At 36.8% G+C, this 20856-nt stretch carries 22 protein-coding genes and 3 pseudogenes; 24 read left to right on the top strand and 1 reads right to left on the bottom strand.

Annotation, left to right across the window (positions count from 1 at the left end; all coding sequences use genetic code 11):
- From B6C99_RS13750 to B6C99_RS11570, 19 genes and pseudogenes are all read left to right on the top strand, one after another.
- Positions 1-97: pseudogene (locus tag B6C99_RS13750) on the top strand (Rha family transcriptional regulator); the annotation flags it as partial.
- A gap of 114 nt (positions 98-211) precedes the next feature.
- Positions 212-478 (top strand): hypothetical protein, encoded by a 267-nt coding sequence (locus B6C99_RS11660; protein ID WP_086359986.1) that lies wholly within the window; start codon positions 212-214, stop codon positions 476-478.
- Positions 479-953: 475 nt separating this feature from the next.
- Positions 954-1418: a phage terminase small subunit P27 family gene (locus B6C99_RS11650; RefSeq protein WP_086359984.1), complete on the top strand. Its 465-nt coding sequence runs from the start codon at positions 954-956 to the stop codon at positions 1416-1418.
- Complete coding sequence (locus tag B6C99_RS11645) at positions 1375-3114, top strand: terminase large subunit (RefSeq protein WP_086359983.1); 1740 nt, start codon at positions 1375-1377, stop codon at positions 3112-3114. Before B6C99_RS11650 ends, B6C99_RS11645 begins: the two co-directional genes overlap by 44 nt.
- Positions 3111-4307, top strand: coding sequence for a phage portal protein (locus tag B6C99_RS11640; protein ID WP_086359982.1), 1197 nt, complete (start codon positions 3111-3113; stop codon positions 4305-4307). The genes B6C99_RS11645 and B6C99_RS11640 overlap by 4 nt, the downstream gene beginning before the upstream one ends.
- Complete coding sequence (locus B6C99_RS11635; RefSeq protein WP_086359981.1) at positions 4297-4950, top strand: HK97 family phage prohead protease; 654 nt, start codon at positions 4297-4299, stop codon at positions 4948-4950. Before B6C99_RS11640 ends, B6C99_RS11635 begins: the two co-directional genes overlap by 11 nt.
- A gap of 15 nt (positions 4951-4965) precedes the next feature.
- Complete coding sequence (locus B6C99_RS11630; RefSeq protein WP_086359980.1) at positions 4966-6183, top strand: phage major capsid protein; 1218 nt, start codon at positions 4966-4968, stop codon at positions 6181-6183.
- 45 nt (positions 6184-6228) lie between these two features.
- Positions 6229-6561: a head-tail connector protein gene (locus B6C99_RS11625; protein WP_086359979.1), complete on the top strand. Its 333-nt coding sequence runs from the start codon at positions 6229-6231 to the stop codon at positions 6559-6561.
- Positions 6558-6896, top strand: a complete 339-nt coding sequence (locus B6C99_RS11620) for a head-tail adaptor protein (RefSeq protein ID WP_086359978.1) — start codon at positions 6558-6560, stop codon at positions 6894-6896. Before B6C99_RS11625 ends, B6C99_RS11620 begins: the two co-directional genes overlap by 4 nt.
- The gene (locus B6C99_RS11615; protein WP_086359977.1) at positions 6889-7389 is read left to right on the top strand and encodes a hypothetical protein; all 501 of its coding nucleotides are present in this window, start codon (positions 6889-6891) and stop codon (positions 7387-7389) included. The genes B6C99_RS11620 and B6C99_RS11615 overlap by 8 nt, the downstream gene beginning before the upstream one ends.
- Positions 7386-7892, top strand: a pseudogene (locus tag B6C99_RS11610) (hypothetical protein); the annotation flags it as partial. The gene B6C99_RS11615 and the pseudogene B6C99_RS11610, both read left to right, overlap by 4 nt.
- Positions 7893-8013: 121 nt before the next feature.
- Positions 8014-8199: a DUF2635 domain-containing protein gene (locus B6C99_RS11605; protein ID WP_086359976.1), complete on the top strand. Its 186-nt coding sequence runs from the start codon at positions 8014-8016 to the stop codon at positions 8197-8199.
- A complete protein-coding gene (locus tag B6C99_RS11600) occupies positions 8189-9688 on the top strand; it encodes a phage tail sheath subtilisin-like domain-containing protein (RefSeq protein WP_086359975.1) in 1500 nt (499 codons plus the stop codon). Before B6C99_RS11605 ends, B6C99_RS11600 begins: the two co-directional genes overlap by 11 nt.
- Complete coding sequence (locus B6C99_RS11595) at positions 9688-10050, top strand: phage tail tube protein (RefSeq protein WP_086359974.1); 363 nt, start codon at positions 9688-9690, stop codon at positions 10048-10050. Before B6C99_RS11600 ends, B6C99_RS11595 begins: the two co-directional genes overlap by 1 nt.
- Positions 10050-10346 (top strand): phage tail assembly protein, encoded by a 297-nt coding sequence (locus tag B6C99_RS11590; RefSeq protein WP_086359973.1) that lies wholly within the window; start codon positions 10050-10052, stop codon positions 10344-10346. The genes B6C99_RS11595 and B6C99_RS11590 overlap by 1 nt, the downstream gene beginning before the upstream one ends.
- A 149-nt stretch (positions 10347-10495) precedes the next feature.
- Positions 10496-12676, top strand: coding sequence for a phage tail tape measure protein (locus B6C99_RS11585; protein WP_086359972.1), 2181 nt, complete (start codon positions 10496-10498; stop codon positions 12674-12676).
- Positions 12676-14055: a DNA circularization protein gene (locus tag B6C99_RS11580; protein ID WP_086359971.1), complete on the top strand. Its 1380-nt coding sequence runs from the start codon at positions 12676-12678 to the stop codon at positions 14053-14055. Before B6C99_RS11585 ends, B6C99_RS11580 begins: the two co-directional genes overlap by 1 nt.
- Positions 14052-15134, top strand: a complete 1083-nt coding sequence (locus B6C99_RS11575) for a phage baseplate assembly protein (RefSeq protein ID WP_086359970.1) — start codon at positions 14052-14054, stop codon at positions 15132-15134. The genes B6C99_RS11580 and B6C99_RS11575 overlap by 4 nt, the downstream gene beginning before the upstream one ends.
- Positions 15134-15697, top strand: coding sequence for a phage baseplate assembly protein V (locus B6C99_RS11570; RefSeq protein ID WP_216819475.1), 564 nt, complete (start codon positions 15134-15136; stop codon positions 15695-15697). The genes B6C99_RS11575 and B6C99_RS11570 overlap by 1 nt, the downstream gene beginning before the upstream one ends.
- On the opposite strand, the gene B6C99_RS11565 is transcribed toward B6C99_RS11570, so the two are convergent.
- Positions 15694-16188: a hypothetical protein gene (locus B6C99_RS11565; protein WP_086359969.1), complete on the bottom strand. Its 495-nt coding sequence runs from the start codon at positions 16186-16188 to the stop codon at positions 15694-15696. The genes B6C99_RS11570 and B6C99_RS11565 overlap by 4 nt on opposite strands.
- A 61-nt stretch (positions 16189-16249) precedes the next feature.
- Between B6C99_RS11565 and B6C99_RS11560 the strand changes: the two genes are divergently transcribed.
- The 5 genes and pseudogenes from B6C99_RS11560 (at position 16250) to B6C99_RS11540 (ending at position 20101) form a co-directional block, all read left to right on the top strand.
- Positions 16250-16630 carry a phage GP46 family protein gene (locus tag B6C99_RS11560; RefSeq protein ID WP_216819474.1) on the top strand — a complete coding sequence of 127 codons (381 nt, stop codon included), beginning with the start codon at positions 16250-16252 and terminating at the stop codon, positions 16628-16630.
- Positions 16623-17690: a baseplate J/gp47 family protein gene (locus tag B6C99_RS11555; protein ID WP_371265843.1), complete on the top strand. Its 1068-nt coding sequence runs from the start codon at positions 16623-16625 to the stop codon at positions 17688-17690. Before B6C99_RS11560 ends, B6C99_RS11555 begins: the two co-directional genes overlap by 8 nt.
- Positions 17681-18271, top strand: a complete 591-nt coding sequence (locus B6C99_RS11550) for a putative phage tail protein (RefSeq protein ID WP_086359966.1) — start codon at positions 17681-17683, stop codon at positions 18269-18271. Before B6C99_RS11555 ends, B6C99_RS11550 begins: the two co-directional genes overlap by 10 nt.
- A gap of 760 nt (positions 18272-19031) precedes the next feature.
- Positions 19032-19328 (top strand): annotated as a pseudogene (locus tag B6C99_RS13745) (phage tail protein); the annotation flags it as partial.
- A 161-nt stretch (positions 19329-19489) separates the two neighbouring features.
- Positions 19490-20101, top strand: a complete 612-nt coding sequence (locus tag B6C99_RS11540; RefSeq protein ID WP_086359965.1) for a tail fiber assembly protein — start codon at positions 19490-19492, stop codon at positions 20099-20101.
- Positions 20102-20856 lie beyond the last annotated feature (755 nt).

Genomic DNA, 20856 nt, shown 5'->3' with positions numbered 1-20856 from the left:
TCGCTTATTAAGGCGATGGGGTAAAGAGAAAAAGCCAGAGTTAACAAATAGGATACAAAAACTACAAGAACAATCACAAATTCAATTATTAATTTAAGGGAAAAAGCACTCCTCAGTTTTGAGGACTAACACTCAGGGTTTTCGCAACTTAGAGTTACAGTATTCGTTCTTACACTTCTATTTCAAATAGAAACGTGCTATTGGAGGTACAATGCAAAATTTTAAAACAATTTTAGACGTCGCTATTGAAGCTCGCAATCGTGCAATAAGTAATTCGCTGTTACCCAAAGAGGTAATTGCTTTTGTTAATTTAATGCTAGATTCAGCTATATCAATACACAAAAGTGATACAAGAATGGCTGAGTACAAGGTTAGATGTGTTGCTAGCTTGATTCGGTATTTCACAACACCATCAATGACTTTATGGGATTCTAATAGCAAATTAAAAGAATATCTAGTAACCAATCAACTACCATGATAAACGTATATAACAATACTAGATGGCGTAAAGCCCGATTAACCTATCTACATCGTAACCCGTTTTGTGCTATGTGCTTAAAGCAAGGCAGATATGAACCAGCTACAGCAGTAGACCACATTATCCCCCATAAGTTAGAACCAGCATTAATATCTAAAGACCCAATCAAGATAAAGAAAGCCCAGAAACTGTTTTGGGATTCATCAAACTATCAGGGTTTATGTAGCACTCATCACTCAAGCACTAAACAACGTATTGAGAATAGAGGGGTAGAGATAGGATGCGATGTGAACGGTATGCCTTATGGTGGGCACTGGGTTGATAGTAAAAAAATAAATCGTTAATTTATAACAAGTTATTAAAAATCATAATAATAGGGAGGGGGTGGTAAATTTCTACAACTTTTTGTCTTCCAAACCGCCCACCCTCCTTTTTACGCAAAACCGCGAAATGAAATATTTTTTTTGGAGAACTTATGGCAGGTCGAAGACCAACACCAACAGCCTCTAAATTGGTTGCAGGCAATCCTGGTAAGCGACCACTAAATAATAATGAGCCTAAACCAAAAGAAGGCTATCCCGATGTACCACCCCACTTTAATAAACAAGCTAAAGGCATTTATTTATGGCTTTGTAACATGCTTAACGATATGGGTTTATTGACAGTTGTTGACGGGATCGCAATTGAGCGTTTAACAAAATGTTACATAGAAATACTGGAATGTGACAAGCTCATCGATGAACACGGACAAGTACAACAGGTTGTTAATACTCAGGGTGAATTAGTTCTTAAATCTAATCCTGCAGTAACTCAGCGTGCTGATGCTGATCGCAGATTACGCGCGTGGATGATTGAGTATGGCTTGACCCAAGCATCTAGATCAAAGGTGAAAGTAAATGGCAAAGAAGGAGAAAACGAAACCGACAGATTCTTTGATTGATAAAGCGACTCAATATGCGATTGACGTAACATCAGGGAAAATCTTAGCTGGTCCCGATATTCGAAACTCATGTAAACGGCATTTAGATGATTTAAAAAATGCAAAAGAAAAAAGGTTAATCTGGGATACCGAATCTGCTGATCGTGCTACAGATTTCTTTGAGGAAGTACTTAAGTTAAATGGTGGTGAACACGAAGGAAAGCCGTTTGTATTACTGCCGTGGCAATGTTTTATTGTAGGCTCAATATTTGGTTGGAAAACGTTAGATGGTTACCGCCGTTTCCGAATGGTTTACATTGAATCAGGTAAGGGGTCGGGTAAGTCGCCATTAGCTGCTGGTATAGGTCTTTATTGTTTAATGGCAGATAAAGAACCTCGCGCGGAAGTTTATGCAGCGGCAACAAAGAAAGATCAGGCTATGATTTTGTTTCGTGATGCTGTTGCTATGGTTGATCAATCCCCTGAATTATCTAACCGAATAAAAAAATCAGGTACAGGTCCAAATGTTTGGAATTTAACTTATTTAAGAAAAGGGGCTTTTTTCCGACCAATATCATCTGACGATGGACAATCAGGACCGCGCCCTCACTGTGTATTGATTGATGAAATACACGAGCATAAATCTAATAATGTCGTTGAAATGATGCGAGCTGGAACAAAAGGGCGAACTCAGGCAATCATCTTCATGATAACCAACTCAGGGCATAACAAAACCAGCGTTTGCTATGAGTACCACGAATACGGGCGAAAGGTTGCAGAACAATCATTAATTGATGATACGTTTTTTTCTTTTATCTGTTCGCTGGATGATGGCGACGACCCTTTTAATGATGAATCATGTTGGGCTAAGGCTAATCCCTCATTAGGTCACACGTTTACCGATAAATATCTGCGTGAACAAGTAACACAAGCTAAAGGGATGCCATCTAAAGAGTCGATTGTCAGACGCCTTAATTTTTGCCAATGGGTTGAGGCTGATAATCCGTGGTTGGCATCTGATATATGGATGGCTAATGAGCTAGATTTTGATATAGACGAATTGCTCGGTGAGGATTGTTATGCTGGGTTGGATTTGTCTGGTACTCGTGACCTTACAGCGCTATCCCTTTACTTTCCAAAACATAAAAAAGCATTTACTGAGTTTTGGACGCCAAAAGAAACACTTTTAGATAGGTCTAAGTCGGATCATGTTCCTTATGATGCGTGGGTTAAACAAGGGTATTTATTCGCTACAGAGGGTAGGGTTGTTGACTATAATTTTGTTGCTCAACGGCTGGGCGAATTAACAGCCAAATTTAATATCATTCGAATGGCTTTTGACCCTTACAGAATCAAATATTTTCAGCGTTCACTGGATAATGAATCAGTGAGTATTGAAATGACACCGCACGGGCAGGGATTTTTTAAATCAAAAGATTCTGGGTTGTGGATGCCACACTCAATTGAATTATTAGAAAAAGATATAACTGAGAATAACATAATAATCAAATATAACCCCTGCCTACGCTGGAATGCTGCTAGTGCTGTTCTCGAATCTGATAATAAAGAAAACAAGGTCTTTGCAAAAAGGAAAAGCACAGGTCGCATTGATGGCGTTGTTTCACTTGCAATGGCAAGGGGTTGTGCTGATGAAATGCAAGAACAAATAGGCAACCTTTCAGATCATATCTTAAACGTCGGAATACGGACACTATGAATCTATTTAAAATTTTTAAACGTAAACAAAATTCTATTAGTCGGCAAGAACTTACTGATTACATAGGTTTTTCAGTTGATACCTACAGTGGGCGTAAAGTTAGTCCAGCAATGGCTATGAAATTAACAGCAGTATTCGGTTGTGTCCGTGTATTAGCTGAATCGGTAGGAATGTTACCCTGTTTTCTATATAAATCAACAGATAGCGGACGAGTAAAAGCTCCAAAGGAAAGATTATATTCACTTTTATACACCGCACCCAATGACTATATGACACCTCAGGAATTTTGGGAGTATTTAATTGCTAGCCTTTGTTTACGTGGTAATTTTTATGCGTATAAAGTTAAAGCATTAGGTGAAGTTGTTGAGTTGTTGCCGCTTTTACCTAATAGCGTGCAGCCCAAACTTGATGAAAATTGGAATCCTGTTTACCAGGTAACATTTCCTGACGGCTCCTGTGATGTATTATCGCAAGACGAAATTTGGCACGTTCGCACATTTACAACCGATTCGTTAGTCGGATTAAGCCCAATTAGCTACGCTCGTCAAGCTATAGGGCTTGGATTAGCAACAGAGGAACACGGGGCACGTTTATTTAGCAATGGTGCTGTATCCAGCGGGGTGTTACAAACGGACCAAACCTTAACGGATGAAGCCTACAAACGGCTAAAAGAAAATTTTCAAGAACAACATCAAGGATTGTCTAACGCTCATAAACCCATGATCTTAGAAATGGGGCTTCAATGGAATAACATCAGTATGTCAGCGGAAGACGCGCAATTCCTTGAAACTCGTAAATTCCAACTTGAGGAAATATGCCGAATATTCCGCGTGCCACTACACATGCTGCAAAACACCGATAGGGCTACATTTAATAATATTGAAAACCTCGGTATGGGATTTGTTAACTACTCATTAGTACCGTATCTAACCCGTATTGAACAGCGCATAAATTTGGGTCTTGTTAATAAAGAAAAGCGAGGGCAGTTTTATGCCAAATTCAATGTAGGAGCTTTATTACGTGGCGATATGAAATCTCGTTATGAATCTTATGCAACGGGTATTAATTGGGGGATTTTGTCACCGAACGAATGCCGAGATTTAGAGGAACGCAACCCGAGAGAAGGTGGAGACGTTTATTTAACGCCAATGAATATGACTACTAAACCACAGGATAACAATAATGGTAAATAAAAAGAGACTGGATATACCATTCGAAATTAAATCAATCAGTGATTCTGGTGCATTTACAGGCTACGGATCGGTTTTTGGTGTGAAAGATAGCTATTCAGACATAGTGATTAAGGGCGCGTTTACAAATTCACTTAATAAGTGGAAAGAAAAAGGACGATTACCAGCTCTGCTTTGGCAGCACAAAATGGACGAACCTATCGGCTATTACACAAAAATGGTTGAGGACGATAACGGATTATACCTTGAGGGGCAGTTATTAATCGATGATGATCCACTCGCAAAACGAGCACATGCCCATATGAAAGCAAAATCATTATCTGGGTTATCAATTGGCTACATATTAAACGATTATGATTATGACAAGGAAAAATCCGCATTCATTTTAAAGGATATTGACCTTTGGGAGGTTTCCGTTGTCACGTTCCCTGCCAACGATGAAGCAAGGATTGATAACGTAAAAAGCATTTTTGAAAGTGGTGATATACCGCCACCAAAAGAAATTGAACGAGTACTGCGCGACGTTGGACTCTCCAGAACTCAGGCAAAGGCGTTTATGTCTGAGGGATACTCTTCACTAAAACAGCGAGATGTTAGTAATAGCGAAGAAAACGCATTAAATATTTTAAAATCAATTTTCAATTAGGAGATTAAATATATTATGGCAGTAGATCAAAAAGATGTAACACAGGTCGCGGAAGAACTTAAACAACAATTTGAGCAATTTAAATCTGCAAATGACCAACGTTTAGCAGGTATCGCGCAAGAAAAAGCCGCATTAGCAGGTCAGGTTGAAACATTAAACGGTAAATTATCAGAGTTAGATAATTTAAAAACATCATTAGAAAATGAACTAAAAGAAATTAAGCGACCGAATGGCGGTAATAAAAATGCGTCAGCACATAAAGAAGCGTTTGCCAAGTTTATTCGTAAAGGTGACGAACAAGGATTAGCCGAACTAGAACATAAAGCAATGCAAATTGGTGTTGATGCTGACGGTGGTTTTGCATTACCAGAGGAATTGAATACTGACATTCTATCATCATTGCGTAATGAAGTCGTGATGCGTCAAGAATGTACTGTTATAACTGTTGGTACACCAGATTGGAAAAAATTAGTCAATGAGGGTGGCATCGCTTCTGGCTGGGTTGGAGAAACAGAGGAGCGTTCAGAAACAGGCACGCCTAAACTGAGTATATTGGCACCTGTTTGGGGTGAAATCTACGGTAATCCACATGCGACACAAACCATGTTAGATGATGCATTTTTTAATGTTGAATCATTTATTACTAGTGAATTAACCACCGAATTTGCAGAGAAAGAAGAAGAGGCGTTCACTGTAGGTAATGGCGTTAAAAAACCAAAAGGATTTTTATCCTACGATACTGATGACAAAAAGGATAAAGAACGCGACTGGGGTAAATTACAAAAAATCACAGCAGGTGCTGCAGCAATATCCGCAGATGATATTGTTAGCCTCATCTACAGCCTACGTAAACCGTATCGCGCTGGCTCTAAATTCATGCTAAATAATCAATCATTATTAGCTGTGCGTTTATTGAAAGATGATAAGGGTAATTACATTTGGCAACCAGGATTGCAAGTAGGTCAACCGTCATTACTATCTGGTTTTGCTGTAGCTGAAAACGAGCAAATGCCAGATATCGGTGATGTGTCAGACAAAGCACCAATTGCGTTCGGAAACTTTAAGCGTGGTTTCTATATCTTTGATCGCATCGGTATTCGCATGTTACGTGACCCATACACTAAAAAGCCTTTTGTTGGTTTTTACACTACTAAGCGTGTGGGTTCAATGCTACATGATAGTAATGCTATTAAACTATTAACCGTAAACACCCCAACGACGAGAAAAGCGTAATTCGTTAACAATGCCCTTTATTAAATAAAGGGCTTAGAGGTTTTTATGTCTACTCTAACATATAAATTCCCAACGTTAGATGAAATCAAAAATCAATGTCGCATTGATAATGATGATGAAGATAATTTATTAAATATATATTTAAAGGCTGCAATTAGTAGAGCGCAGAATTATACAAATCGTATATTTTATGAGGATAAAATCCCTGATGGTGCATCTCAATCAGCTATGTTAGTTGAGCCAGATGTAAAAATTGCCATTCTATTGGCTGTGGGGTATTGGTATCAACAACGTGAAGATGTTACTAATGAGCAGTTATATTCTATTCCTCTTGGCTTTAATGCCTTATTAAACTCCTATAGGTATATACCAATATGATTAGATCGGCTGGTAAACGAAACCAAAAGATATTAATCCGCCGTAGATTTGACATTCCCACTGGTTTTAGTGATATAGACCCAAAATACACAAACGGGTTTTACAAATGGGCTAAAGTTACACAACCCAATTCAGCAACTTATTTTGATTCAATTCAGACCAACAATATTATCACCCATTATTTTGAAGTAATAGCTAATGACGGGATGCCAATATCTGTTGATTGTGAAATTGTATGGAGCGGTTCGGTTTACCGAGTTAAACGATGTCGTTGGTTAGATCAGTTAAAAAAATATCTTCTACTTGAATGTGAGGAGTTTGCTATCAATGAATGATTATAACGTTCATGTTGATTTTAAATTAACCGAAGTTGCAGAACTTGATCGAAAAAAAGTACGGAAAACTTTTGTCAAAATCGGTCGAAAAATTCAAGCAACATCAAGAGCATTAGTTAGTAAAAAACTGGTGTCCAAAAATGGCGAATATCCTGGATATCAAAGTGGTAAGTTGAGTCGCTCTATTGGTTATAAAGTGCCTCGTCCTACATCAAGACGTCCAGGTTTAATGGTAATAGTGATGCCTAACGTTAAAGGTGGCAACAACATGGAAAAACTGATGGGTCCATACTATCCAGCATTTTTGTTTTATGGTGTTAGACGTAATGCAAAACGTGGTAAAAGCCATAAAAAAGGGGACTCAGGTGGAACGCCTTGGCGTATTGCGCCGAGGGGTAACTTCATGATTGATGCATTAAATACCGAATCATCATGGAGTAAATACACGCTAGCTAAAGAGCTAGTCAACTCAATGAAGCAGGTTAAACAATGAAATTATCACATATCGTCCACACATTGCGCCATTTTAGCCCTAGCTTTGAAGGTCGTGTTGGGGGAGCTGCTGAATTTTCAGCTATTAAAGATACAGCATTTTTAAAATTACCTGCCGCTTATGTGGTTCCGCTTGATGATAGAGCAGAAGATAACAAGTCACAAACTGACTATTGGCAAAATGTGACTGAGGGGTTTGGGGTTATTGTTGTATTAAAGCCACTTGATGAGCGAGGACAACACGAAGCATACGACATTGTCGAAAACATAAAAACCGAACTTTGGCGAGCATTGCTGGGTTATGAACCTTCACCTGCGCATTATCCTATTCAATATGATGGTGGTGATTTACTTGATTTAGATCGAGGGAGAATTTTTTATCAATTTAATTTTAGTTCAGTGCGTGAAGTAGGGTTTGATGATACTCGACAATATTTTGATTTAAACGCTATTGATAACCCAATAACAGATCCTGATTATCAACCCGATCCAAATAACCCTGATAACACTCCGATGTATAACCCATTAAACATTGGTAAGTTTGATACCTGTTCAGGGGCTATTAATGAACAGGATTCAATGGTAACCGTTAATTTTGAACACAATAATATCTATGAGGACAATAATGTTAATTAAACCAGTGAGTGATAAGAGGGTATATGATCCAGATAATGGGGATTATTTACCAGTAAGCGGTCGTAACGTTGAGTTTAACCAGTACTGGGCTAGACGACTAGCAAATAATGATGTTGTAGAAATCACGAACATCAAAGTAAAACAAGAAAAAAAGGTAATTAAAAATGACAATTAGTTTTAACAATATTCCCGGCAATATAAAAGTTCCGTTATTTTATGCAGAAGTGGATTCATCTGCTGCAAATACAATTCAGGATAGTGGAGCGTCATTAATTATTGCTTATTCATTGGTTGAAAGTTCAATAGAACGTAATAAATTAATTATTATGCCAACCGCTGATCACGCTAAAAAAATTGCAGGGAGAGGTAGTCAATTATCTAGAATGGTTGAAGCTTATCGTAATATCGATAATTTTGGTGAGCTTTTTGTTATTGCTGTAGATGAACCAACTGCTGGCTCGAATGCAACTGGCACTATCCAAATATCAGGAACAGCAGAAGAAACAGGGACATTAAGTCTCTATATCGGTAATAGTAAAATTCAATCACGAGTAACCGTTTCTGATACCGCAGAAGCCATAGCAAATGGATTGCATAATACGATTAATGCCAACCCTGATTTACCTGTTACGGCAAGCTTATCCAATAGCACAATAACACTAACAGCAAAACACAAAGGATTGAGTGGTAACGATATTCCTTTATGCTTTAATTATTATGGAACAATCGGTGGAGAAGAAACCCCAGACGGTTTAAATATTGTTATTACTCAAATGAATGGAGGAACTGGTACTCCAGATTTAACACCAGTTATTGCTGCTATGGGTGACAAGCTGCTTGATTTTATCGCATTTCCATTTAACGACTTATCATCTTTGGCAACATTCAATCATGAAATGGATGATACTACAGGACGTTGGAGTTATGCACGACAATTATATGGACATACATATACAGCTAAAAAAGGTGACTTATCCGAACTTATCGAATTTGGTGATAAATTAAATTATCAGCATATAACTGTTGCAGGTTATGAGAAAACAATTCAAACAAGCATCGATGAACTAATTGCAATGCGAACTGCTCGCAATGCTATATTTATTCGTAATGATCCGGCTCGACCAACACAAACAGGATTACTAAATGGTGCATTGCCTGCATCTGATAGCAATCAATTTACACTAACAGAACAGCAATCATTATTAAGTCATGGTATTGCAACTGCATATGTTTCAAGTGGTAATTTATTAATTCAGAGAGATATCACGACATACCAACGTAATAGTTATGGTATTGCGGATAATAGCTATCTTGATAGTGAAACACTTCATACACTCGCTTATGTATTACGTAAATTACGCAGTGTGATCACATCGAAATATCCACGACACAAACTAGCCAATGACGGAACAAGGTTCGGTGCAGGGCAGGCAATAATTACGCCAGCGGTAGCTAAGGCGGAAATCAATGCAACTTATCGTCAGTTAGAATTATTAGGCTTAGTAGAGAACTTTGATTTATTTAAAAAGAACTTAATTGTTGAACGTAATGTTAACGATCCAAATCGTCTGGATGTGTTATTTCCACCTGATCTCGTTAATCAATTACGTGTTTTTGCTGTTTTAGCACAGTTTAGATTGCAATATCCAGAGGAGAAAAACTAATGACACAACGACGTATAGCTGGAACAACTTACATCAAAGTTGACTCTACACAACTGTCATTAACAGGGGGCATTGAAGTACCGATGAATACCAATGTTAAAGAAAGCGTTATCGGTTTAGATAATAGCGTCCACTATAAAGAAACGTTTCGAGCACCATATATCAAAGGAACATTTAAAGTGCCAAATGATTTCCCAATCGATAAATTGGTTTCGAGTGACTCAATGACGGTTACAGCAGAATTAGCCAATGGCAAAGTATACGTTTTATCTAATGCATGGGTTTCAGGCGAGGTTAATCACAATGCAGAAGAAGGCACAGCAGAAATCGAGTTTCACGGTGAAGAAGGATTTTATCAATAATGAAAGAAATTAAATTATCACAGCCTATTATGGCTCACGGCAATGAGTTACATGTGCTTGAATTAAAAGAGCCAACAGTCAAAGATATCAAAAAATTGGGATTCCCTTTTGATAGCAATATGATTGGTGACCCTAAAAAGGTGGCTGATTACATTGTTGCTCTGGGTAACGTTACGCCAAGCTCCGTTGAGCAACTTACACCTTACGATTTTTTAATGATCACGGGTGAAATTATGATGTTCTTTGGCCCAAAGGAGAAGATGGAGAATACACCGGAGGAACCGAAAACGGAATAATAACAATCGAATATCTAATAAATTTGTGTTTTGACCTCGCAAAATATTGGCAACTTTCCCCCTTTTATATCATTGAAGAACGTTCACTATCCGATGTTTTTGAACTATGTGAACAAGCAAACCGCATAGAAAATAGCAAGGAATCATAAATGGCAGGCTTTAACTTAAAAGCAGTTGTGACATGTGTTGATAAATTGTCGCCTCAATTAAATACCATGAAAGGCAAACTTGAAAAGTTTCAAAAAAAAATGAACAAATCAGGTTTTGGCAAACTTGGCTTAAAAGATGCTATAACTGGTGTGGCTATTTCTGCGCCGTTTGTTAAAGGGGTAAAAGATGCAATGGCGTATGAGGAAGTAATGGCTGATATCAGAAAAGTCGTTGACTTTGATACGCCAGAACAATTTAAACAAATGGGCCAAGATATTCGTGAAATGTCTTTAACATTACCAATGGCAGCCAAAGATATTGGTGCCATTGTTGCCGCAGGAGGACAAGCAGGTATACCCAAAGAAGATTTAAAACAGTTTGCCGAAGATGCCGTAAAAATGGGTATCGCTTTTGATACATCAGCTGAAGAGGCTGGTAGTACCATGGCTACTTGGCGAACAGCTTTAAATCTTACTCAAAAAGAAGTTGTTGGGCTATCCGATAAGATCAATTTATTGAGCAACACACAGAATGCAAAAGCCAAAGATATTTCAGATGTAGTTACAAGAATGGGGACACTTGCAGCAACATCTGGTGTCAGTGCAGATAAATTAGCTGCGTTAAGCTCAACAATTATCGCAACAGGTACTAATACCGATCAGGCTGCAACTGGTATTAAAAACTTTATGTTGACGTTGACATCAGGTAAAGCGGCGACCGCGAAGCAGCAAAAGGCATTACAACAATTAGGTTTCACATCAACCGAAATAGCCAAAGGAATGCAGAAAGATGCGCAAGGGACAATAATGTCGATACTTGAATCGCTGGGTAAAGTATCTAAAGATCGGCAGTCAGCAGCTTTAACAGTATTATTTGGAAAAGAAAGTGTCGCTGCGATATCACCATTACTCAATAATATGGAGTTATTAAAGGAAAACTTTAAACGTGTCGGTGATTCATCACTATATGCTGGTTCAATGCAGAAAGAATATGAGTCACGTTCAAACACGACCGCAAATAAACTACAGCTTTTTAATAATGCATTAACTAATGTTAGCTTAGCAATCGGTGATGCCTTATTACCGGTAGTTACTGAGCTACTAACACAAATGCAACCACTAATTGTTTCATTCGGTGATTTTATTCAGAAAAACCCTGAACTAGTAAAAATGGTTGCAATGGCTGTCGCTGGATTAATTGGTCTTCGTGTTGTTATGGCTGGTGTGAATATTATTGTTGGTATGTTATCGACATCTTTCACTCTTTTTAACGGGGTATTAAAAGGTGTTACTTTGGCAACAAAACTATTTACATTTGCACAAATAGCTCTATCAAATGCGTTTAAAATTGTTCGAGTTGCATCTATTGCTTTAAATGCAGTGATGGCGATGAACCCAATTGGTTTTATTATGACAGGTATTGCTATAGCAGCAACATTAATCATCACATACTGGAATGACATAGTTAAGTTTTTTCAATGGCTTTGGGGTGTTATTAAGCCTTACGTAATGCCTATTATTGATTTCTTTATAGCAACTTTCAAAGCTAGTGCTTCTTTCATTGTGAATGCTTGGGGTGCTGTTAGTAAGTTTTTTAATGGGTTATGGGAATTTATCAAACCATTTGTTATGCCTATTATTGATTTCTTTATAGCAACTTTCAAAGCTGGAGGTACAGCAATTGCAAAATCATGGGAAACTGTGACTAAATTTTTTAGTGACCTCTGGGAATTTATCAAGCCTTATGTAATGCCGATTATTGATGTATTTATTGTGCCATTTAAAAATGCTGGTGACGCTATACCAAAAATGTGGAAAAGCGTTGAAAATTTCTTTAAAGGGCTTTGGGATAAGGTTAAATCAGGCATTCAACCTCTAATTGATGCATGGGATTATCTTTTTGGCGATGATGAAAAAGAAGTAAACGTCAAAATTAATACAGAAAGCTTACCGAAAGAAATGACAAAACCAATGGTTGCTTATCCGTATTATCAAGTACCACAAATGCCACTAAATAACTTTTCAAATAACAATACAAATAGTAATAGGAAAGGTGAACTAGTTGTTAAATTTGAAAATGCACCAGAAGGTACAATAGTAAAAGAGACAAAACAAGCATCAGGCTTTAATACTAAAACCGATGTTGGATGGAGTCCATACGCTAACTTTAGGGGGAATTAATGAGTTTTGTAAGCTTTATGAACTTTAGCTGGTTCAGTAACTTACTACCAGCTAGTTTTCGAGGTGTACCGTTTCAAGTTAGCGGTACATCATCAGAATTTGGTCGGCGAAATCAAACACATGAATACCCATTTAGAGATGTGCCGTATACAGAAGATATCGGACGTTCAGCTCGTAAAAATAAAATTGATGCTTTTGTTGTTGGTGACGACCACAAAGAACAAGCCGAAAAATTGATAGAGGCAATTGAAGAAGAGGGAGCAGGAACATTAATACACCCGATTTTAGGTGAACTTAATGTCAATATAGTTGGCACAGCAACTGTCAGCAATTCTGTTGAAAATGGACGAATGAGTGTTATTTCATTTTCATTTGTTGAGGCTGGCGAGTTAATATTCCCTGATTCTTCTATAGCTACTGATGATGTGGTTGATGAAAATGCTGATAATGTTGATCAAGAGCTATTAGATGCGTTTGAAGATTTTGACTTAATCGATGCTCCTGACTTTGTACAGAATAGTATTCTTGATGACACTATGTCAATTTTAAATGACATAGCTGATGCTTATAATTCGATAACTCCGTATGTTAATGATGCGGTTAAAATTTTAAATGGTGATTTGTCACCAATTCTTGGTGCTGGAGGTTCATCAATTATCAACTCAATTAAAAATGTTTGGAATAGTGCTACAAAATTTTCAAATTCTATAAATGGGTTGATAGCAAGAGTAAAAGTGTTTAATGGTGTATCATTTATAAAACGTATTTTACCAGGTGCCATTTGGTCAACTGATAGTAAATCCACCAAAAAAAGAAAGAAAAATCAAAATTTAATTAATACAGCGATTCGAGTTACAGCGTTAACAGAAGCATCTCGAATAATCTCATCATTGCCGAAACAAGTTGAAGACAAAAGAAAACAAGCTTTTGCTCCAGTAGCATTAGAATCAACAAAAGGTAAAAAAGATAATTCTTTAGATCATGCGTCATCAGATAGTCATTCAACTGCTAGCATAATAAGCTCTTCTGTATCAACATCATCAACAGTTGAAAAAAATAATACAATTTCATTTGATGATTTGCTGGATATTAAAGAGTCTATTAACGAATCTTTTGATAAGGAATTATCACGAACTGAGCATGATGGTTTATTCATTGCGCTAACGAAATTAAAAGCTGCTGTTAACCAAGATATCAATGCACGTTTAATTAAAATAGAAAAAACAATTACTTATATTCCTAATGAAGTTTTGCCTGATATAGTTTTAGCTCACTACCTCTACAACAATGCTACACGTTGTGATGATATATCAATTCGCAATAACATTCTTCATCCTGGTTTTATTCCTGTTAAAGAGCTACGAGTACCTAAACCATGAATCAAAGTAAAGTTTTTTTGAAAGTTAATCGTAAGTATTTTGGTGGCTGGACTGATGTGAGCATTTCGGCTGGTATTGAGCGTCTAGCTCGTGACTTTAATGTCACTATAACTAGGCAATGGCCATCATCTGGAGATAATTCAGAAACGAATATTGATGTGAAAAACGGCGATTTAGTGGAAGTGTTTATCGATGATGATGTAGTTTTAACGGGCTACGTTGAAGCATTGCCAATTCGATATGATGCAGGGGCGTTATCAATGGGTATAGTCGGCAGAAGCAAAACGGCTGATTGTGTTGATTGTAGTGCCGTGCCAAAACAATATAGTGGCAGTTCAACTATTCAAGTTATTCAAGACTTAGTCAAACCGTTTAAATTAAATGTCAATAAGCAAGGTGATGATGCTGGATCGCTTAGTGTTCAGGCGGATCAAGGTGATACCGTTTTTGATGTCATTAGCAAAATAATGGGCATGCAACAAATAGTCGTATTTGATGATGAGCATGGGCAAGTGGTTATTGGTGATATAGGTTCAGATGAAGCAAAAACAGCACTAGTTTTAGGGGCTAATATTTTGTCTGCGGATACAGAAAAGAGTATTAAAGATAGGTATTCTGATTATTTTGTATCAGGTCAAAGTGTCAGTGATGATCAAAATTTTGGTGAAGCAACGTTAGCATCTATTAAATCCTCGTCTAAGGATGAAGGCATTTTAAGATATCGTCCTCTAATTATTAAACAATCTGGCGATTCAAATAATGGCACATGTCAAGAACGTTGTGAGATGGAAAAGACTTTGAGAGCCAGCAAAACTAGAGAAGTTACATATACGGTTCAAGGATGGCGACAAGGTGATGGAACTTTATGGAAACCAAATCAAATGGTTGTCGTTGATGATCCACTACTGGGTTATGATAATGAAAAGCTGGTTATAGCCGAAGTTAAATACAGCTTAAGCAGTCGAGGAACGTTATGTGAATTAAAAGTAGGGCCAATCGAAGCTTATTTACCTGATAAGAAGAAAACCAAGAAAAAAGGGGAAAAAGGGAAAAAATCTAACACTGGTGAGGTATTCTAATGCGTAAAGTTCTCAATAAAATAATGAATCTTGTGTCCAGAGGCTATATCACATTTAGTAATAGCGCTAGTAAATGCCAAACATTGCAAATCAAAATGTCAGGCGGTGAACAAAAAAGTGATGTTGAGCATATAGAGCCATATGGCTTTACTTCACGTCCGCTTGACGGAGCGGAAGCTGTGGCATTATTTTTGGACGGAGATAAATCGCATGGTGTAGTTTTAGTATCTGGTGACCGTCGCTATCGTATTACATCACTAAAAAAAGGTGAAGTAGCAATTTATACCGATGAAGGTGATTACATTATTTTTAATCGTAATAATGAAATCAATATAAAAACTAAACGATTTATTTTGAATGCTGATGATGCCATAGAACTAAATACTAAAAATTTAGTTGTCAGCGCAGCATCAGGAACACAATTTAATACACCATCATTGAAATCATCAGGAGAGATAGAGGATAAAACTAGCACTATTTCAAATATCAGAATCATTTATAATGGTCATACACATAACGAAACGAATACTGTTACACTCAATCCAAATCAAAAAATGAGTTAGTTTGTGTAAACATTTAACTCAAACGGGGTAAATTGTGCTTTTATTCTGTCAAAATAATATGTCATTTCAAAAGGAGCCTCTTTTGCTAATGTCCACAGATGCCCAGCTTGTTTTAATGCATCGTCTTTAGATGCTAGTTTAGGTTGTAACATTCTCATAACAGAATATGTAGAGCACAACATACCTTGCCGTGCTTGTTCATTTTTTGCATTACTAGTAGATGTTATTTGAATATTGGTTAATTTATCTTTTTCGCTAATCTTCAATACTACAGTTAACGTAACGTTACCTAGCTTGAATTCTTGATAACCGTTTGCACCATCATTTATTAAATGCAATTCATCTACTTTAATTTCTGCGCATTGTGGAATTGTGTTGAAGTATTTTTTTACTCCTTTATCAAACTGTTTAGCTGTTAACGATAGTTCTTTTTGCTCAGCGCTTGCTGAACTCGCTAATAAAACTAAAGCTAACAGAGATAATTTTTTCATTTTTATTCCTTATTACGTGAGTTTAATAATGTTTATAAACGTTAATGACAGATTGATTTCAATGTCATCACATACAAAGTCGCTTTATAGAGCTTTAATCATTTCTTTATTCACCTTTCGCCGAAAAAATACCAGCGATGAATCAGAACACCCTTACGGCTGGTGGGGCGATTCATACCCTAGTATAGCAAATGACAAAATCGGATCACGCCTTTATTTATTAGCTCGCTCAAAATTAACCAACCAAACAGCAAACTTTGCAAAAATTTATATAAAAGAAGCGGTGCAATGGATGATTGATGATGGGATAGCGTCTCGGATAGATGTTTCAGTAATGCGAACTGATTTAACCGTTTTAGTTGCTACTATCAATATTTACAAAAAAGATGGGCGCAATGAGGTGTTTAGGTTTGACAACTTATGGAGTGATATTAATGTTTAGTGGATTTTCAAGGCCAACATTACCGGATTTAATCACAACTATACGCAATGATTTATATGCGCGTCTTGCTGTTGATGATGAATTAATTTCATTGCGTCGTAATGATCCAGAAGTATATGGACGAGTTATTGCAGGAGCAACTCATGTATTATTGGGTTACATTGAAAACATGGCAAAAAATATTTTACCGGACCAAGCCGATGAAGATTGGTTAATTAGACATGGCAATATGAAGCGTTGCTATAGAAAACAACCTAACCCTGCTGTTGGTTATATTCGATTTGATGAAGTTGCGGACGGAATAGTTATCACCAAAGACCAAAAAGTCAGGCGCCAAGTTGATCAGTGCATGTATACAGTTACGCAAACAACAACATCAGCCAATAATGTTTTAAGAGTGCCAGTGGTATGTGACGAGTTAGGGAAAAAAGGTAATTGCGATGATGGCACAAGTATGTCACTGATAACTCCCGTTACTGGATTATCATCAACTTGTTTTGCTGATTCTATTGAGTCAGGTACTGATGTTGAGGATTTAGAATCTTTTAGAAAACGAGTTATTGATAGGTGGTATTACACTCCTCAAAGCGGCGCCGATCAAGATTATGTTCAGTGGGCAAAAGAGGTTCACGGTGTTACACGATCTTGGTGCTACCGTCACTGGGCTGGTGTAGGCAGCGTTGGTTTAATGGTTGCAAATAATGATCCTGTCAACCCAGTTTTAGACAATACCACAATTCAACATGTCAAAAAATATATTGAGCCATTAGCACCCGTTGCCGGCTCGATGCTAATTGTTTTTTCGCCTGTACTGAAACCCATTAATTTTGAAATTATGGTCACACCGGATAATCCAGAAATTCGTTATCAGATAGAAGCTGAATTGAAAGATTTTTTGTTGCGTGATGGTAAACCTCAATCAACACTATTTAGATCACGTATTAGCGAAATTATTAGTTCATCATTCGGTGAGTACGCTCATGAATTAGTTTACCCCAATAAAGATATTTTTATTGATAAAAACCAGGTAGCTGTCTTCGGGGGAATTAGATGGATTTAGAAAAACAATATCAAAGTATGGTCGGGCACTTATTGCCCTATGGACCAGCATGGGATAAATCAGAGCCGATACTTTTATCACTAGCATTATCACTATCAAAAACTCATGTTCGATTAGATGATTTAATGCAAGAAGTCAATCCAAAAACGACGACAGAACTTATAAATAGATATGAGCAAATTTGCGGATTACCTGATAGTTGTTATCCCTCTGAGGTTCAAACATTGACCACTCGTCGAAATCGTTTAGATTCTAAAATAAATTTAATTGGTGGCATAAACAAAGAGTTTTTTTTGCAAGTCTTGCATGCCAACAGCTATTTAGATGCCACTATTACTAATTATAACAATGATATTTTTACATGTGAATCGACATGCCAAGACTATCTATACGATGAGCATTGGCGTTATTACTGGATTATAAATATACCTCACAACTACCAAATAACAGAAATGACTTGTAATGATGAGTGCGATTCACATTTGAGAGCGTGGGGTGATAAACAAATCGAATGCATAATTGAAAAATTATGCCCATCACATACTTATGTAATTTTTAAATACGGAGCAATAAATGCATAGAATCGACACATCAACCGCCCAAAGAGATAAATTTGGAACAGGTAAAAATGGTTTTACAAGAGGGAATCCTCAAACAGGAACACCAGCAACGCAACTAGATTATTTGTATTGTGATGCAATTCAAGAAGAGATTGCTAACGCAATTGAATCAGCAGGTTTTACGCTTGATAAATCAAAGCATAACCAACTTGCTACCGCAATTAAAGAGTTTGTCAGCGGAGCGGTAAAAAAAACTGGTGATACGATGTCTGGGCAACTGATTTTGTCAGAATTCGGAATAAAACACAGATATACTGATAGTGAAAATCTAATTGTGTTGAGAACGCTCGGCGATAATTACTCGTGCATGTTCTATGATGCAGAAAAAAAACAATGGCTGAGTAAATTAGTATATAACTCAACAACAAACTCTTGGAATTTTCCAAGTATTGACGATGTTAAAATTAACAATAAATCAGTATTAAAAACAAGCGATTACGGGATTGGCTCATTTACAGGTGCACAGTTAGAAAATCCAGATGAGACATTGCTCGGAGGATGTTATGCAACTCGAACAACTGCTTACCCCGATCTATCCGAATTTCAAAATCGAAACGACTCAGCCAGCCTCGTTGTTTATCCAGCTTGGACTAAAGGTTGGTCAGTTGAAAAACTAGCTGTCGTTCAGGGTAAAACGCCGAGGGTTTTCTATCGTTGCTCAAATCCCGATTTTAAACAGCCGTTTTATGAGGTTATCACCACAGCCAATGTTTCTAATTATATCCCTGTTGGTGTTCCATTACCATATCCAACTAATAAACCACCGTCAGGATGGCTTGAGTGTAATGGATCGTGGTTCGATAAAAATCAATTCCCCAAATTGGCTGCTGCGTACCCATCAGGATCATTACCAGATTTGCGAGGCGTTTTTATTCGAGGTAAAGACAATGGTCGAGGATTAGACCCAAACAGGGCTATTTTAAGTTATCAGGATGACGCTATTCGTAACATTTACGGTGAATTATCGCCGATTTCCGAGTCATTTGGAGCATCTCCCGTGGCCACTGGCGCATTTAGATATTTTGAAAAACACGCTGATCATTCGCCTGCGCATATAGACGTAGGCAGTGTGGGCGGGGTAACATTCGACGCATCACGAGTTGTAGCAACAGCTAATGAAAACCGCCCCCGCAATATCGCATTTATGTATATCGTTAAAGCAGAATAAAGGAGAAAATAATGAAATATGAATTACAACCTGCATCAGCCGTATTAGATAAAAATGGTCTAACCATCACCGCTGGCTGGGCAATCGTTTATAATGTTGATGCTAAAGGCGAATTTTTACAAGCCACCTATCAATATTTACCAACGGGTGTTGGCTTACCGGCTAATGCTTATTTAGACGCACCGAAAAACGTTAAAGATAATCAAGCCATTATACACAATGGCCAAAAATGGACTTACCCTAAAGATTTACGTGGTACCACAATCTACTCTACCGAAACAGGTACAGAAACGACTATGCAAGAGGTTGGTGACATTCCTGAAGGTTATACCAACTTAAAACCAGTCAGTGAATTTGATGTCTGGAATGGTGAAAAATGGGTGTTAAACGCTGAGAAACAACATCAATATGAAGTCAATCAAGCTTTAGCTAAGAAAAATCAGCTTATTGCTGAAGCAACAATTCAAATCAGTTATTTACAAGATGCCATTGATACAGATATAGCGACTAATGAAGAAACTGAGCTATTTGCTAAATGGAAAAAATATCGTGCATTACTAAATCGTATTGATGTTAATCAAGCGCCAAATATCAATTATCCAGATAAGCCGCAATTGAGCTAACAACCATCCTATCGATCTTCAGCTTACAATACTCTACAGCATCAGACAACATCACAAAATCTGCAATATCAAACATAGTTTTATCATTTTGATAGAACACGTAGTTATGATCGTCTTGACTGTTGATTATGTAGCATTCGCCCGATAATTCTAAATCGTAATCGTCGGGCTCTGTTCTCACATAAATTGGTATAGTGTATTTGATTGTTATCATGAGATTAAAAATATTTTAGTTTTATGTGAACGAGTGATGTGGAATTTTGGAAAAATGATAGCATATTTTACAATCAAAAGTGTGTACATTTTTGCGTACATATTTATTTTTACTTTGAATTTAATTTATTTAAAAACATGATATTATTTAAATAATCACATAATCATGGAAGTAAAAAGTAGGCTGTATTTGATCGTTTTTCATTCCGTTATTTTGCTCTTAAGTTTTCATTTTAATTTCAATTGATTATATCATTATTTAGCTAATCTTATTTATGAACATTACAATGATGTAAGAATAGATAAATTCCAATAGTTAATCTTTAAACTGACTTTACTGTGAACTATAAAAATTTATTTTAATTAACTTTATTTATAATAATATTCAAAACAAAGGTTTTGTGATAAATTTATTAGAATAATTAATTTGTTACACTGTCACAAATATAATGTTTTAATCATTACTAATCGAAAGATTGATAGGTTAATAAATAGCTAATGTGCTTTTTATCTTATTTTATATAATATTTGTTGTTATTAAC

This window comes from Gilliamella sp. N-G2, from assembly GCF_002142215.1.
Lineage (GTDB): Bacteria > Pseudomonadota > Gammaproteobacteria > Enterobacterales > Orbaceae > Gilliamella.
This window is presented reverse-complemented; position numbering and strand designations above follow the sequence as displayed.

Excerpts from the sequence above, each read along its gene's own strand:
- B6C99_RS11585 (WP_086359972.1), top strand. The coding sequence starts at position 10,496 with ATGGCAGGCTTTAACTTAAAAGCAGTTGTGACATGTGTTGATAAATTG.
- B6C99_RS11555 (WP_371265843.1), top strand. The coding sequence starts at position 16,623 with ATGTTTAGTGGATTTTCAAGGCCAACATTACCGGATTTAATCACAACT.
- B6C99_RS11625 (WP_086359979.1), top strand. The coding sequence starts at position 6,229 with ATGTCTACTCTAACATATAAATTCCCAACGTTAGATGAAATCAAAAAT.
- B6C99_RS11550 (WP_086359966.1), top strand. The coding sequence starts at position 17,681 with ATGGATTTAGAAAAACAATATCAAAGTATGGTCGGGCACTTATTGCCC.
- B6C99_RS11580 (WP_086359971.1), top strand. The coding sequence starts at position 12,676 with ATGAGTTTTGTAAGCTTTATGAACTTTAGCTGGTTCAGTAACTTACTA.
- B6C99_RS11595 (WP_086359974.1), top strand. The coding sequence starts at position 9,688 with ATGACACAACGACGTATAGCTGGAACAACTTACATCAAAGTTGACTCT.
- B6C99_RS11635 (WP_086359981.1), top strand. The coding sequence starts at position 4,297 with ATGGTAAATAAAAAGAGACTGGATATACCATTCGAAATTAAATCAATC.
- B6C99_RS11630 (WP_086359980.1), top strand. The coding sequence starts at position 4,966 with ATGGCAGTAGATCAAAAAGATGTAACACAGGTCGCGGAAGAACTTAAA.
- B6C99_RS11575 (WP_086359970.1), top strand. The coding sequence starts at position 14,052 with ATGAATCAAAGTAAAGTTTTTTTGAAAGTTAATCGTAAGTATTTTGGT.
- B6C99_RS11570 (WP_216819475.1), top strand. The coding sequence starts at position 15,134 with ATGCGTAAAGTTCTCAATAAAATAATGAATCTTGTGTCCAGAGGCTAT.
- B6C99_RS11590 (WP_086359973.1), top strand. The coding sequence starts at position 10,050 with ATGAAAGAAATTAAATTATCACAGCCTATTATGGCTCACGGCAATGAG.
- B6C99_RS11540 (WP_086359965.1), top strand. The coding sequence starts at position 19,490 with ATGAAATATGAATTACAACCTGCATCAGCCGTATTAGATAAAAATGGT.
- B6C99_RS11615 (WP_086359977.1), top strand. The coding sequence starts at position 6,889 with ATGAATGATTATAACGTTCATGTTGATTTTAAATTAACCGAAGTTGCA.
- B6C99_RS11605 (WP_086359976.1), top strand. The coding sequence starts at position 8,014 with ATGTTAATTAAACCAGTGAGTGATAAGAGGGTATATGATCCAGATAAT.
- B6C99_RS11620 (WP_086359978.1), top strand. The coding sequence starts at position 6,558 with ATGATTAGATCGGCTGGTAAACGAAACCAAAAGATATTAATCCGCCGT.
- B6C99_RS11660 (WP_086359986.1), top strand. The coding sequence starts at position 212 with ATGCAAAATTTTAAAACAATTTTAGACGTCGCTATTGAAGCTCGCAAT.
- B6C99_RS11650 (WP_086359984.1), top strand. The coding sequence starts at position 954 with ATGGCAGGTCGAAGACCAACACCAACAGCCTCTAAATTGGTTGCAGGC.
- B6C99_RS11645 (WP_086359983.1), top strand. The coding sequence starts at position 1,375 with ATGGCAAAGAAGGAGAAAACGAAACCGACAGATTCTTTGATTGATAAA.
- B6C99_RS11600 (WP_086359975.1), top strand. The coding sequence starts at position 8,189 with ATGACAATTAGTTTTAACAATATTCCCGGCAATATAAAAGTTCCGTTA.
- B6C99_RS11565 (WP_086359969.1), bottom strand. The coding sequence starts at position 16,188 with ATGAAAAAATTATCTCTGTTAGCTTTAGTTTTATTAGCGAGTTCAGCA.
- B6C99_RS11560 (WP_216819474.1), top strand. The coding sequence starts at position 16,250 with ATGTCATCACATACAAAGTCGCTTTATAGAGCTTTAATCATTTCTTTA.
- B6C99_RS11640 (WP_086359982.1), top strand. The coding sequence starts at position 3,111 with ATGAATCTATTTAAAATTTTTAAACGTAAACAAAATTCTATTAGTCGG.